Here is a 13,447-nt window from a genome sequence, read left to right as displayed (position 1 = left end):
GTGAAATCTATTCCGCTGCCATGGCGCCGGCGGGCTCGACCATCGCCGCCGCCGTGCCGAGATCGACCGACAGGACGCGCGAAATCCCGCGTTCCTGCATCGTGACGCCATAGAGGCGGTCCATCCGCGCCATCGTGTGGTGGTGATGGGTCACAACGATGAACCGGGTTCCGGTATCCTGGGAGATGTCCTCCAGCAGGCGGCAGAAGCGTTCGACGTTCGCATCGTCGAGCGGGGCGTCGACCTCGTCGAGCACCGAGAGCGGTGCCGGATTGCAGCGAAAGACCGCGAAAATCAGCGACAGCGCGGTAAGAGCCTGCTCGCCGCCGGAAAGCAGGGACAATGTTGCGAGTTTTTTGCCCGGCGGCTCGGCGAAGATCTCGAGTCCTGCCTCGAGCGGGTCATCGGAGCCGGTGAGGGCCAGATGCGCGCGCCCGCCGCCGAACATCCGGGTGAACAGGGCCTGAAAGTGGCGGTCGATCTCGGTGAAGACGGCAGAGAGGCGCTCGCGGCCCTCCCGGTTCAGATGGCCGATCGAGCCGCGCAGCTTCGCGATTGCGCTGGTAATCTCCTCGCGGTCGCGTTCGATCGCGGCGAGACGGGTCTCGATCTCGCCGACCTCGATATCGGCGCGCAGGTTGACCGGGCCCATTTCGTCGCGTTCCCGTGTGAGGCGCTCGAACCGCTTCCGCGCCTTGTCGGCGGCGTCGGGCGACGGATCGGCCACTGCGGGCAAGGCGGGATCGACCCCCAGGCGCTCCAGCATTCTTTCGGCGACGGTGCCCCAGGCATGGTCCGCTTCGCGCACGGCGGATTCCGCGCCGATGCGGGCTTCTCGGGCGCGGGCTAGATCCTGCTCCGCGGCGCGCGCGGCGGTAGAATTCCGCCGTGCAGCGTCTTCGGCGCCGGCAAGGTCCCGCGCGGCGGCCTGGTGGTCGGTTTCTGCCCCCGCCAGCTCGGTGCCGGCTTCGGCCCGGCGCTCCCGCGCGCCGCCATCCGCGCCGAGGGAATCCAGGCTGGCTTCGGCCTCGCGCAAGCGGGCAGCGAGGTCGGTGCGTCGGTCATTGGCGTCACGTGCGCGTTCGACCCAGTCCGCCTGTTCGCGGACGATCGTGTCCAGCCGGCGCCCGCGGGTTTCGGTTTCCGCCTGCAGGCGTTGAAGGGCCTGGGTCGCTTCGCTGTCGCGCCGGCGGCTCTCGGCCAGGGCTGCGCGCGCTTGCTCCAGCGCGTCGCGAAGGGTCCGGGCGTCATCCAGTGTCGTGAATTCGGACTCGATGGAGGCAAGTGCAGCGCGAGCATCCTGGGCCTCGGCCTCGAATCGGGCGCGGGTTTCGGCCGCCGCAGTCTCGCGGGAGGCCAACCGCTCGGCTTCAGCCGCCAGCCTGCTCGCGGTCTCCGTTGCCGCGCGCAGATCCTTGCGGGTGCGGTCGATCGCGGATTCGGCAGAGCGGCGGGACGTACGCGCCTCCTCCTCGGTCCGCCGCGCATCGCGCTCGGCGGTTTCGGCGTCCTGCAGCGCGGCGCGTGCCGCCTCTGCACTTTCCCGCGCGCGCGCGAACTCGATGTCGAGCTGGTCCAGCCGGTTGCGCTGGGCGAGGCGGACGGCCGCTTCCGTCGGCGCGCCAGGACGGACCACGAAACCGTCCCAACGCCAGACCCCACCCTCGATCGAGACGAGGATCTGCCCCGGGCGCAGCGTCGCCTGCAAGGCATCGCCGTCTTCGCCGGCCGGCAGCAGGAGAATGTGGTCAAGGGCACGTCGGAGGGCTTCGGGTGCGGTGATCGTCTCGCCGATCCGGGGTAGCGAGGCCTCGGACGTGATGGCAGGCAGGGGACGCCAGTGCCGGGCGGCGCTGGCCTGTTCACCTGCCGAGAGCTCAGCGCCCAGCGCGGCGCCAAGCGCTGTTTCCAGCCCGGCGGGAACCTTGATGCGGTCCAGGACCGGATCGGGATCGCGACCGAATTTCTGGGCGAGCAGGGCTTTCAGCGCATCGGTTTCGGCCTTGAGCCGCGTCGCCGCGCCGTCCGCTTCGGTGGCGGCGGAGCGGGCGCGGATGGCGGCGGCATGGGTCTCCGTGCGCCGGGTTTCCGCCTCCTGCACCCGGTTCTGGGCTTCGGCATAGGCGGCCTCGGCGGTTGTCACGGCCAGTTCCGCCGCCTCGCGGGCGGCTTCTGCGGCGGCAAGACGCTCGGGTGACACAAGAGCGGCCAGCGCGCTGGCATGGGCGGCTTCGGCTTCGCGGGCCCGGCGATCCGCCTGGCTGGCGGTATTGCGGGCCTGGGTCAGCCGGGTTTCCAGTGCCTGACGCTCGGCCTGGGCGCGGGCAGCGGCTTCCGTTGCTTGCTGGGTTGCGGCGTCGCACTGCGCGAGGGCGCCCGAAGCTGCCTCGGCCTCGCGCCGTGCCTGATCTAGTCGGGCGGGAGCCAGTTCTTGATCGGCGGCGAGTTGCGACCGCTCTGCCTCCAGCCGAATTGCGGCTGCTTCGGCGTCGTGGGCAGTCCGTTCGGCGCCGGCGTGGTCCTTTCGCAGGGTCGTCACCCGCGCTTCGGCTTCCTGCCGAGCCGCTTCGAGACGCGCTATCTCGGCATCGATCTGCTTGGCGAGGATGCGTGCGCGCTCGAGACGCGTTCGCGTTTCCGCTTCGCGCGCGCGCAAGGAGGGCAGCGCGTCGTTCTGTGAGGTCTCGCGGCCCAGCACCTCGTCACGGATCCGCTCGGCGCGGCCGACCGCTGCGTCGGCTTCGGCGAAGTGCGCGCGCGCCGCATGGCGCCGGCGCTCCGCAAGCTCTCGCTCAATGGCGAGATATTCGGCTTCGGCGTCGCGGATCAGCCCCGAGATATTCCGGTAGCGATTGGCCTGCCGGGCCTGCTTGCGCAACTCGGCGAGACGGGCCTCCTGCTGGGCGCGCAGGTCGTCGGCCCTTAGCAAGTTCTGCTCGGCTGCCCGCAGCTTGAGTTCGGCTTCGTGCCGGCGGGCGTGCAGGCCGGTGATGCCGGCAGCTTCCTCGAGCAGGGCGCGCCGCTCGTCCGGGCGGGCATTTACCAAGGCGGAGACCCGGCCCTGGCTGATCATCGCGGAATTGCGGGCGCCGGAGGCGAGGTCGGCGAACAGGGTCGCGACATCACGTGCCCGGACTTCGCGGCCGTTGACCCGATACGAACTGCCGCTGCCGCGCTCGATCTTGCGGGAAACCTGGAGTTCCGGCTCGTTCTGGAACGGAACCGGGGCGAGGCCAGCCGTGTCGGTCAGGGTGATGGATACTTCGGCGAGATTTCGCGCGGCACGCGCCATCGTGCCGGCGAAAATCACGTCTTCCATCTCGCCGCCGCGCAGGGACTTTGCACTGGCCTCACCCATCGCCCAGCGCAGCGCGTCGACCACGTTCGACTTGCCACAGCCGTTCGGCCCGATGATGCCGGTCAGCCCAGGCAGGATGTCGATCGTGGTCGGATCGGCGAAGCTCTTGAACCCGCTGATCCGCAGGCGGGCGAAACGCGCGGGCAAGCCGGACCTACGCGGCCTTGAGCCAGGAGGAGAAGGTGTCGAACGACACAGCGCCCTCCCGCTTGCGGCCGTTGATGATGAAGGTGGGGGTCGAATTGACCTTGTAGGTCTTTTCCGCCTCGTTCAGCTCCTTGAGGACGAAGGCGCGCAGCTTCTTGTTCGCAATGGCGGCGTCGAACGTCGCGCGATCCATGCCGGCGAGGGCGGCGTAGCGGAACAGCGCGTTCTGGTAATCCTTGGGCGTTTTCAGGTCCGGCGCGTAGGCCCATTCATCTTGCGTGCGGAAAAGTTCGGAGATGAAGGGAAAATACGCCCTTGACGGCAGTGTGCGGGCGATCTGGGCTGCCCACAGAGCGTCCTCGTTTAGCGGGAAATCCTTGAACACGTAATACGCCTTACCCGGCTTCACGTAGGTTTCGATGACCTTGGGCAGCGCATGCGTGGCGAATTCGGCGCAATGCGGGCAGTTGAGGGAGAAATATTCGTAGATTTTGATAGGGGCGTCGGGATTGCCGAGGCTGCGCGCCGTGTAGGGGGAATCGGTGGCCGCTCCGGCTGCTGCTGCCGGAAATGATGTTCCGATGCCACCGGCGCTCACAAGTCCAGCCACCATACCTAGTAGCGAACGACGATCCATAGCAAAAAATCCTCTATATGTTGTGTAGCTGAAACGCGCGACATCGTCGAGCGGAAACGGCGCCAGCTGATGCCTGAATAGCGGAACACCCATATCGTGACGAGAGCAAGGCGGCGTGAATTAGCGCAAGAATGATTTTGTCCCGCACGATGGCCTTGCGGACGTTGCCAAGGCTGCCGCCTCCGCTATACCGGCGGCATGAATCTAAAGGATCACATCCGCGGTATCCCCGATTTTCCGAAGCCGGGCATCCTGTTCTACGATATTTCCACTCTCATTCGCCATGCCGATGCGTGGCAGGTGGCGATGGGGCGTCTCGCCAATGTGGTTCGGGCATACCACCCGGATATGCTTGCGGGTGTGGAAAGCCGCGGCTTCATTCTTGCGGCGCCGCTCGCCCTCAAGCTGGGGTGCGGGTTCATCATGCTCCGCAAGCGCGGCAAACTGCCGGGCCCGACTGTTGGCTATGATTATGATCTCGAATACGGCACCGACCGCATCGAGATCCAGGCCGACGCCGTCCAGCCGGGGCAGCGGGTCGTCGTCGTCGATGACCTGCTGGCGACGGGAGGCACGATGGCGGCTGGCATAAATCTGTTGCGGAATGTCGGCGCCACGGTGCCGGCCGCGGCGGCGCTCATCGAACTGGAGTTCCTGAAAGGACGGGATCGTCTTGACGTGCCGTTCGAAGCTCTTGTCAGCTACGACCGTTAGGCCCGGGTCGAGAGGTTTGGCAGGGTGAGGCGCCGGTTCATCCTCGGCGCACTTGGCGCGACATTGGCGGGGGCAACTCCCGGGATATCGTCCGCCGCGGGCAGCATCGCGCCGACTGGCACGATCTTCGCCGATACGTCGGATCGTGGCTATCGTATTTTGGTGGGGGGCTTGCCCGGCGGGAGGATCGACCGCTGGGCTCATGCGATTTCGCTCGGGGTTCAAGCTATCCTCTCGCCGGACGCTCTCTTGCGGGTTCAAACAGCGGGGGGACGGGACGGCGTTACTGGCGCAAACCGTCTGCAGGCCCTTGTCGCGGCGGACGGCCATACCGGAGCGCTGCTCCCTGGCGCAGCTCCGATCGCTTATCTGACGGGCGACCCGCGCGTTCATTTCCGGCCGGGGGAGTGGATTCCCATTCTTGCCGGGATCAATCCTGGCGTCATTGTGGTGCGTGGCGGGCTTGCAAGGCTCGCGCAGCCCAGCCCCCTCCGCCTGGCCGCAGCGGCGCCGGAAAGTCCTGATCTGGCAGCGATTTTGGCGTTCGAGCTGCTTGGCGTGCCGATTTCGCCGATTTTCGGACTTCGCGACATATCGGCGGTCGCACGAGCATTCAGGCTCGGCGAGGCAGATGCGGTATTGCTCGCTGGAGAAGACATTCCGGCGGATATGGCCTCCCTGCAGGCGGCGAACGGTAGCGCGATCTGCACGCTGGGCAGCTCCGATCAGGCTGGCGGGACAAGGCGGGAGCAGCGCTTTCCCGCCTTGCCGACGGTTGAGGAACTCGCCTCGTCGCGCAGGGTGGCAACACTGCCCGCGCCGCTTGAACGCGCCTATCAGGCGGTAGTGGCCGCAAGCCGGCTGGATTTCATCCTGATCCTGCCGCGCCTGACGCCCGCAGTATCGGTCGCGCTATGGCGCCAGGCCGCGCTGGGGGCGATCGGCCAGCCTGCCCTTCAGTCTGCGGCGGCGGCGAGTGCGATTGCCCTCACGGTGGACAGCGCCGGTCTCGCCCTCGCGCCGATCACGGCTCCGCCGGACGCACTTCTGGCGCTGCGGCAATTTCTGTTCACGCGGTTTGGCTGGCGGCCGAACTGATGCCGATCTCACCGGTAACCGGCGACTGAATGGCGAAGGGCGCCACCCGTTTCGTGTGCAATGAATGCGGCGCAGTGGCCCCGAAATGGGCGGGCCGGTGCGAAGCTTGCTGCGCCTGGAACACCCTTGAGTCGCAAACGGTCATTCCAACCGGCACGGGGCGCAAGGCACCGGTTCAGACCGGCCGGGGAATCGATTTCGTCGGGCTGGCGGGAGAGACGCCTCCGCCGCCGCGAATTCCGCTTGGAATCGACGAGTTTGATCGCGTGCTCGGGGGCGGGATGGTGCCGGCCTCCGTCATTCTGGTGGGCGGCGATCCGGGAATCGGCAAGTCTACCCTGCTTTTGCAGGCCGCGGCCCGTCTCGCCGCCTCCGGCCAGCGGGTGCTGTATGTTTCCGGAGAGGAATCGGTTGCGCAGATCAGGCTGCGGGCCGAACGGCTCGACCTCAAGGCGGCGCCGGTTAACCTGGCCTCCGCGACAGTTCTCGCCGACATACTCGGTTCATTGCGCGCCGAGACCAATGTCGCACTCGTCGTGATCGACAGTATCCAGACCATCTGGGACGAGACCATCGAATCGGCTCCCGGCACCGTGAGCCAGGTGCGCGCCAATGCCTTTGCCCTGATCCAGGCGGCAAAGACGCAGGGTTTCGCGCTGATGCTGGTCGGACATGTCACCAAGGAAGGCGCGCTCGCGGGGCCGCGTGTACTCGAGCACATGGTCGATGTTGTGCTGCATTTCGAGGGTGATCGTGGCCACCAGTTCCGCATTTTGCGCGGCGCGAAAAACCGGTTCGGCGCCACCGATGAGATCGGCGTATTTGAAATGACCGGGGGTGGTTTGGCTGAGGTTGCCAACCCATCCGCCCTTTTTCTTGCCGAGCGGCACGGCAATGTCACGGGCAGCGCTGTGCTTGCGGGTCTGGAGGGGTCACGGCCGGTCTTGATGGAGGTGCAGGCGCTGCTCTCGGCCAACGGGGCGGGGTCAGCCCGGCGCTCGGTGATCGGGTGGGACCAGGGCCGGCTGTCGATGCTGCTGGCTGTTCTCGATGCACGCTGCGGCCTGAAGCTTGGCGGTCACGACGTGTATCTCAATATCGCCGGCGGATTGCGCGTATCCGAGCCGGCCGCGGATCTTGCTGTCGCCGCCGCCCTCATTTCGGCGGCCAGCGGAGTGCCGGCCGATCCGCAGACTGTCTTCTTTGGCGAGATCGGCCTGTCTGGCGAATTGCGCCAGGTGGCGCAGGCGGAATTGCGGTTGAAGGAGGCGGTCAAGCTCGGCTTCGCAAGAGCCGTGCTGCCGCGCCGTGCGGCTGGCGGACAAAGGCGGCTGCTGTCGCCGGATGGCATGTCATTGGTGGAATACGGACATTTGAGCGATCTTGTTGCGGCCATGGGTGGTGATGGTGGCAGCAGGGCGGAGGAGGAATTATGACTTGGGCTGATGGTGTTGGGATTGCCATCGTGTTGCTTTCTGGCCTGCTTGCTTTGGCCCGAGGCTTCGTGCGGGAGGTTCTGGGGATTGGCGCCTGGATCGGAGCTGGTGCGGCTGCATTCCTTCTCTATCCCGATATCGAGCCGCAGATCACCGGGATTGTGGGGAATCCGAAACTCGTGCTGCCGGTTTCGGTTGGTATTGTGTTCATCGTTGTGCTCATCGTGCTGTCGATCCTGAGTGCTTGGCTCGGATCGCTCGTGCGGGACTCTGCCCTTTCGGGCATCGATCGCACGCTTGGTCTGGCCTTTGGCATTGTACGCGGCGGTGTGATCGTGTGCCTTGCCTATATCGGCCTGTCGATTTTCCTGCAGCCGCCTGAATGGCCTGCTGCGATCCGGCATGCGCGGTTCCTGAATTATGCCGAGAACGGCTCTGCATTTCTGGTGGCGTTTCTGCCGCCAGCCTACAGGCCCCATGTCGACAACCTCAGTCCGGAACCGTCCATGCCGTCCGCTCAGCCGAATTCCGCCGCGGGCGTGACAGGACCCAGCCAATAGATGCCGGCATGGTTTGGTCCTCGACAGGGCAGGACCGAGGCATTATGTGACAAGCTCCGGTCGCAAGGGGATCAAGCGGCGTGATACAATCCGAAAATCAAATGACTGCTGGCGATGACGACAAGTTGCACGAGGAGTGCGGTGTCGTTGGCGTCTGGAACGTCGCCGACGCTGCCGCAATCACGGCGCTCGGCCTGCACGCGCTCCAGCATCGCGGCCAGGAGGCGACGGGCATCGTCACGCATGACGGCGTCCGCTTTCATGCCCATAAGGGTATAGGCCTCGTCGGTGACAATTATGGTGACGCCAAGGTCATGGCCGGTCTGCCGGGAACCCGCGCAATCGGCCACAATCGCTATGCAACGACCGGCGCCACGCTACTGCGGAATGTCCAGCCGTTGTTCGCGGAATTCGAATTCGGTGGCCTGGCGGTTGGCCATAACGGCAATCTGACCAACGCCCATACGCTGAAGCGGACCTTGGTGCGGCGCGGTTGCCTGTTCCAGTCCACGACCGATTCCGAAGTGTTCGTTCATCTGATTGCCATCAGCCTCTATGCAACCGTGCTCGACCGTCTGATCGACGCGGTGAAGCAAGTCCAGGGGGCTTATTCGCTGGTCGCGCTGACCAATGACCTGCTGATCGGCGTTCGTGATCCTTTGGGTGTCCGTCCGCTGGTTCTTGGCCGCACGCATGGGGCTGACGGTAGCGGTCCCGGCTGGGTGCTGGCTTCGGAAAGCTGCGCGCTTGAGATGGTCGGCGCCGAATTCGTGCGCGATATCGAGCCGGGCGAGATCGTGGCGATCGATCGCAACGGCGTGCGGAGCCTCAAGCCGTTCGTGCCGCAAAAGCCGCGATTCTGCGTTTTTGAATATATCTACTTCGCTCGGCCGGATTCGGTTGTCGATGGAAAGTCGGTTTACGAGGCGCGCAAACGTATTGGCAGCCAGCTTGCCGAAGAATCCCCTGTCGAGGCCGATCTGATCGTCCCTGTCCCCGATTCCGGCGTGCCGGCCGCGATGGGTTATGCCGAACGGAGCGGTATTCCGTTCGAACTCGGCATTATCCGCAATCACTATGTCGGGCGGACGTTCATCGAGCCGACCGACCAGATTCGCCATCTTGGCGTGCGGCTGAAGCATTCGGCCAACCGGCCGGCGCTTGAGGGCAAGCGCGTTGTGCTGGTGGACGATTCGATCGTGCGCGGCACCACGTCGAAGAAGATTGTGGAGATGGTGCGCGCAGCCGGCGCGCGCGAGGTTCATATGCGGATATCCTCGCCGCCGACCACGCATTCCTGCTTCTACGGCATCGATACGCCAGAGCGCGCGAAACTGCTTGCAGCTCGCAACAGTGAGGCGGAGATGGCCGCGCTGATCGGCGTCGACAGTCTGGCATTCATCTCGATCGACGGGCTTTATCGCGCCCTGGGCCATAGCGGGCGCGACCCGGAAGCGCCGGCCTATTGCGATGCCTGTTTCAGTGGCGATTATCCGATCCCGTTGACAGATCATGCCGAGCCGAGAGATCCTCAACACTCGCTTCTGGCCGAGCTGGCCTGATTTCCGTCGGGCTGGATTTCCGGGCATGAAAGTGTTGGAGGGGATCAAAGCCATGATGAGCTTGATGAAAACGCGAATACCGACGCCTGCTGAGGCGCTGCCTGGTCGCGCGACGCCAATAGCCGTTCCCGAATTCCACCATGTCAGCGGTGCGCGGCTGGCCGGACCTTATCCCCAGGGAACGGAAACCGCGATTTTCGGTCTTGGCTGCTTTTGGGGCGCCGAACGTAAATTCTGGCAGGTGCCGGGCGTTGTGGTGACCGCTGTCGGCTATGCAGGCGGATTCACGCCCAACCCGACCTATGAGGAAGTCTGTTCGGGTCGCACGGGCCATGCAGAGGTCGTTCTTGTCGTTTTCGACCCGAAGGTGACTTCGTTCCAGGCTCTGTTGAAGGTGTTCTGGGAAAATCACGATCCGACGCAAGGCATGCGCCAGGGTGCTGATATCGGCACGCAATATCGCTCGATCGTTTGTGCGGCATCGGATGAGCAGTTGCGTCTCGCTGAAGAAGCCCGCGCTTCTTACCAGCCGGCGCTTTCTGCGGCCGGATTTGGCACGATCACCACGGAAATTGTTCCGGCGTCCCCCTTCTTTTTTGCCGAGGCCTATCATCAGCAATATCTGGCCAAGAACCCGAACGGTTATTGCGGGCTTGGCGGCACGGGTGTGGGTTGCCCCGCCGGGGTCATGTCTGCCTTGTAAAGAAGTATCCGGTCAGATGTTTCCATCTGACCGGACGTCTTGCCACGACAAGGTGATCAATTCGCTCGTTACTCAGGCCGGCGCAAAGGTCTCAGTGAACCGATACCGGCGCAAGTTCATGCTGGACGATGGCGGCGCGGGCGACGTTATTGTCGGCTGCGATCGCCATCGGCACGCCGTTGGCAGCGAACACACCGAAGGCCGGGCCTGAAGGCGTCATGATCGGGCGGACGTAAGCGATTTCCTCAAGGCCGAGTTCGGCGAGCTGCGATTCGGTGATCTGATGCGGATCGAGAAACACCTGGAACGGGGCATCTTCGGTGATGCCGTCATGGGTCTTGATGTTCATGTCAGGAACCCTCCTGGAGTTCACGGCCAACCACGCGCGATGCAATCGCGTCGCTGTCGAGCGTGCGTGCCGTGCTGGCGCCGTTCTGGCCGCCTGCACCTTTCTTGATGGCGATCGTGCGGATTTTTGCTTCCGGCAGCGGTCGTGCGAGGTCGATATGCAGGAGCCCGTTGTCGAGCCATGCTCCCTTGACCTCGATGCCCTCGGCAAGAACGAAAGCCCGCTGGAACTGCCGTGCAGCAATCCCGCGATGCAGGAAGATACGTCCCTGCATGTCGTCGTTCTGACGGCCACGGATCACCAGTTGATTGTCTTCCTGTGTGATCTGGAGATCATCCATCGTGAACCCGGCGACAGCGATCGTGATCCGCAGGCTCGTCGAACTGAGTTGTTCGATGTTGTAGGGAGGGTATCCCTCCGACGAGGCCTTTGCGGCACGTTCAATCACCTGCTCAAGATGATCGAAGCCCAGAAACAGGGGCGAAGTGAAAACGCGAGTGGTCAAAGCCTCCTCCTTTCGAGCGAGACAAGCGAAACCCGGACGGCGTTTCGCACCCCCGAAATGGGCATAAATCGCGGCCAATGCAAGTACCGATTGATCGGGCGGGGCGGCGGCGCTACATGCCGCGCATGAGTGTGACGACCGATATTGCCGATGCCGGAATCCCCGAAATCCTGATCGTGCCCGACAAGCGACTGCGCATGAAGGCGCGCCGGGTTGTCGGCGCCGACCGGAGTGAGGTCGCTGAACTGGTGCCGCGGATGTTTGCCGCCATGTATCGCGCGCCGGGCATCGGTCTTGCCGCCCCGCAAATCGGCGTGTCGCTGCGCCTGGTGGTGATGGATCTGGCGCCGGACGACCAGAAGCAGCCCATCGTCATGATCAACCCGGAGATCACCACCCGCAGCGACGAACTTGTCTCGCGTGAGGAGGGCTGCCTGTCGTTGCCGGGACAGTATGCCGAGGTGATCCGGCCGGGGCGGATCAGCGTGTCGTTCGAGGACGAGGGCGGCAAGAAGCGGCTGCTCGATGCTGATGGACTTCTGGCCGCCTGTATCCAGCACGAGATCGACCATCTGGATGGCGTCCTGTTCGTTGACCATCTCTCGGCGCTCAAGCGGAACATGATTCTGCGCAAGCTGGCGAAGGATCTGCGCGAAAAGGCAGCCCGAAAGCCGACGCGCTGATGCGCGTTGCGTTCATGGGTTCGCCGGGATTTGCCGTCCCGGCGCTGATGGCGCTGCATGCGGCGGGGCATGATGTGGTGGCCGTGTATTGTCAGCCGCCGCGTCCGGTCGGGCGAGGGCATCGTATCCGCAAATGCCCCGTTCACGAGGCGGCCGATCAACTCGGCCTGACGGTGCGGACGCCGGAGCGCTTGCGTCGCGATGACGCAGAAAGAGCCTATTTCCGTGGCCTCGATCTCGATGTTGCCGTTGTCGCCGCGTATGGCCAGATCCTGCCTGCGGACATGCTGGCCGCGCCGCGGCGGGGCTGCATCAATATCCATGCCAGCCTGTTGCCGCGCTGGCGCGGCGCCGCGCCGATCCACGCCGCGGTGCTGGCGGGGGATACGCAGACCGGTGTTACCATCATGCAGATGGACGAAGGGTTGGATACCGGTGCGATGCTATTGGCCGAGTCGCTGCCGATCGGCCCGGAGGATACGACGGCGGATCTGCATGACAGGCTCGCTGCCCTTGGCGCCCGCTTGATCCTCAAGGCTTTGCAAGCGGATTGCATCCCGGTGCCGCAGCCGGAAATCGGGGCGACCTATGCCCCGAAACTGTCAAAGGCGGATGCCGTGATCGACTGGTCCACGCCGGCAGCGGCCATTCTGCGGCGAATCCGGGCATTCCAGCCCTGGCCTGGCACTGAGACTCGCCTGGACGGCGAGACGCTCAAGATCCTGCGTGCAGACGCCGCAGAAGGGCAGGGTGAGCCGGGAACGGTGCTCGACGATCGGCTGACCATTGCCTGCGGCGAGGCAGCAATCCGGCTGACGCTGGTGCAACGCGCTGGACGCGCCGCCATGCCCGCGGAGGCATTTCTGCGTGGGCACTCGGTGGGTATCGGGACGCGTCTCGGGTGACACGCTGGGCTCTCCGGCTTGAATATGACGGCAGGGGATTTGTCGGCTGGCAGCGTCAGCAGAATGGATTGTCCGTGCAGGAGGTGCTGGAGACCGCAGCGTCTCGGCTATGCGGTAGCGGCACTGCTGAAAGCGTTGTCGCGGGTCGCACGGATGCGGGGGTGCATGCCGCCGGGCAGGTTGCGGCTCTTGAATTGCCGGACCAGTTCGACGCGCGGGCGGTGCGCGAGGCGCTGAATTTCCATATGAAACCGCATGCCGTAGTGGTGCTTGCCGCAGCGCCGGTATTGTGGGCGGACTGGAGTCCGCGCTTTTCGGCGATCGGACGCTCATATCGCTACCTGATCCTCAATCGAGCAGCCCGGCCGGCCTTGCAGGAGGGCTTCGTCTGGCATGTGAAGGTGCCGCTCGATGTTTCGGCGATGCACGAAGCGGCCCAGTCCCTCCTGGGCCGGCATGACTTCACCAGTTTCCGGGCTAGTGCGTGCCAGGCGAAGTCGCCGCTGCGTACGCTCGATCGGCTCGACGTGATGCGGGATGGCGACATGGTGGTGATCGAGACGGACGCGCGCAGCTTTCTGCATCATCAGGTGCGGAACATGGTGGGCACGCTCAAGCTGGTAGGGGATGGGCGCTGGCCAGTCGGCCGGGTGGCCGAGGCTCTTGCTGCGCGCGATCGTGCCGCCGCCGGGCCGACTGCGCCGCCGGAGGGATTGTCCCTGGTCGCGGTCCGCTACGAGGCTGATCCATTCGTGGGGACCTGATCGTGGGGAACTGAAGGGCCGGGCGC

At 64.9% G+C, this 13,447-nt stretch carries 13 protein-coding genes; 9 read left to right on the top strand and 4 right to left on the bottom strand.

From position 1 onward, the window contains the following. Positions 1 to 7: 7 nt before the first annotated feature. Both smc and HUW10_RS06220 read right to left on the bottom strand, forming a co-directional pair. A complete protein-coding gene (gene smc / locus HUW10_RS06225; RefSeq protein WP_174502713.1) occupies positions 8 to 3,505 on the bottom strand; it encodes a chromosome segregation protein SMC in 3,498 nt (1,165 codons plus the stop codon). Between the two features lie 7 nt (positions 3,506 to 3,512). Next, positions 3,513 to 4,142 (bottom strand): DsbA family protein, encoded by a 630-nt coding sequence (locus tag HUW10_RS06220; protein ID WP_174502712.1) that lies wholly within the window; start codon positions 4,140 to 4,142, stop codon positions 3,513 to 3,515. Positions 4,143 to 4,340: 198 nt separating this feature from the next. Here HUW10_RS06220 and HUW10_RS06215 point away from each other — a divergent pair, with 198 nt between their 5' ends. From HUW10_RS06215 to msrA, 6 genes are all read left to right on the top strand, one after another. Further along, positions 4,341 to 4,856 carry an adenine phosphoribosyltransferase gene (locus tag HUW10_RS06215; protein ID WP_174502711.1) on the top strand — a complete coding sequence of 172 codons (516 nt, stop codon included), beginning with the start codon at positions 4,341 to 4,343 and terminating at the stop codon, positions 4,854 to 4,856. Positions 4,857 to 4,880: 24 nt separating this feature from the next. Then, positions 4,881 to 5,954: a hypothetical protein gene (locus tag HUW10_RS06210; protein ID WP_174502710.1), complete on the top strand. Its 1,074-nt coding sequence runs from the start codon at positions 4,881 to 4,883 to the stop codon at positions 5,952 to 5,954. A 29-nt stretch (positions 5,955 to 5,983) separates the two neighbouring features. Then, positions 5,984 to 7,390 (top strand): DNA repair protein RadA, encoded by a 1,407-nt coding sequence (radA, locus tag HUW10_RS06205; protein WP_174502709.1) that lies wholly within the window; start codon positions 5,984 to 5,986, stop codon positions 7,388 to 7,390. Then, positions 7,387 to 7,950, top strand: coding sequence for a CvpA family protein (locus tag HUW10_RS06200; protein ID WP_174502708.1), 564 nt, complete (start codon positions 7,387 to 7,389; stop codon positions 7,948 to 7,950). Before radA ends, HUW10_RS06200 begins: the two co-directional genes overlap by 4 nt. Before the next feature lie 101 nt (positions 7,951 to 8,051). Then, complete coding sequence (purF, locus tag HUW10_RS06195) at positions 8,052 to 9,512, top strand: amidophosphoribosyltransferase (protein ID WP_236656248.1); 1,461 nt, start codon at positions 8,052 to 8,054, stop codon at positions 9,510 to 9,512. Between the two features lie 25 nt (positions 9,513 to 9,537). Next, positions 9,538 to 10,215, top strand: a complete 678-nt coding sequence (gene msrA, locus HUW10_RS06190) for a peptide-methionine (S)-S-oxide reductase MsrA (protein ID WP_174502706.1) — start codon at positions 9,538 to 9,540, stop codon at positions 10,213 to 10,215. 91 nt (positions 10,216 to 10,306) lie between these two features. Here msrA and HUW10_RS06185 read toward each other — a convergent pair whose 3' ends face one another. Further along, positions 10,307 to 10,564: a DUF1150 family protein gene (locus HUW10_RS06185; protein WP_174502705.1), complete on the bottom strand. Its 258-nt coding sequence runs from the start codon at positions 10,562 to 10,564 to the stop codon at positions 10,307 to 10,309. A gap of 1 nt (position 10,565) precedes the next feature. Further along, complete coding sequence (locus tag HUW10_RS06180) at positions 10,566 to 11,069, bottom strand: Hsp20 family protein (RefSeq protein WP_174502704.1); 504 nt, start codon at positions 11,067 to 11,069, stop codon at positions 10,566 to 10,568. Between the two features lie 116 nt (positions 11,070 to 11,185). Here HUW10_RS06180 and def point away from each other — a divergent pair, with 116 nt between their 5' ends. The 3 genes from def to truA are packed head-to-tail and all read left to right on the top strand — an operon-like array spanning position 11,186 to position 13,421. Continuing rightward, positions 11,186 to 11,752, top strand: coding sequence for a peptide deformylase (gene def, locus HUW10_RS06175; protein WP_174502703.1), 567 nt, complete (start codon positions 11,186 to 11,188; stop codon positions 11,750 to 11,752). After that, on the top strand, positions 11,752 to 12,657 hold the full coding sequence (gene fmt, locus HUW10_RS06170) for a methionyl-tRNA formyltransferase (RefSeq protein ID WP_174502702.1): 906 nt from the start codon (positions 11,752 to 11,754) through the stop codon (positions 12,655 to 12,657). Before def ends, fmt begins: the two co-directional genes overlap by 1 nt. Further along, on the top strand, positions 12,654 to 13,421 hold the full coding sequence (gene truA / locus HUW10_RS06165) for a tRNA pseudouridine(38-40) synthase TruA (protein WP_174502701.1): 768 nt from the start codon (positions 12,654 to 12,656) through the stop codon (positions 13,419 to 13,421). The genes fmt and truA overlap by 4 nt, the downstream gene beginning before the upstream one ends. The last annotated feature ends 26 nt before the right edge of the window (positions 13,422 to 13,447 follow it).

Source organism: Acidiphilium sp. C61 (assembly GCF_905116885.1).
Lineage (GTDB): Bacteria > Pseudomonadota > Alphaproteobacteria > Acetobacterales > Acetobacteraceae > Acidiphilium.
This window is presented reverse-complemented; position numbering and strand designations above follow the sequence as displayed.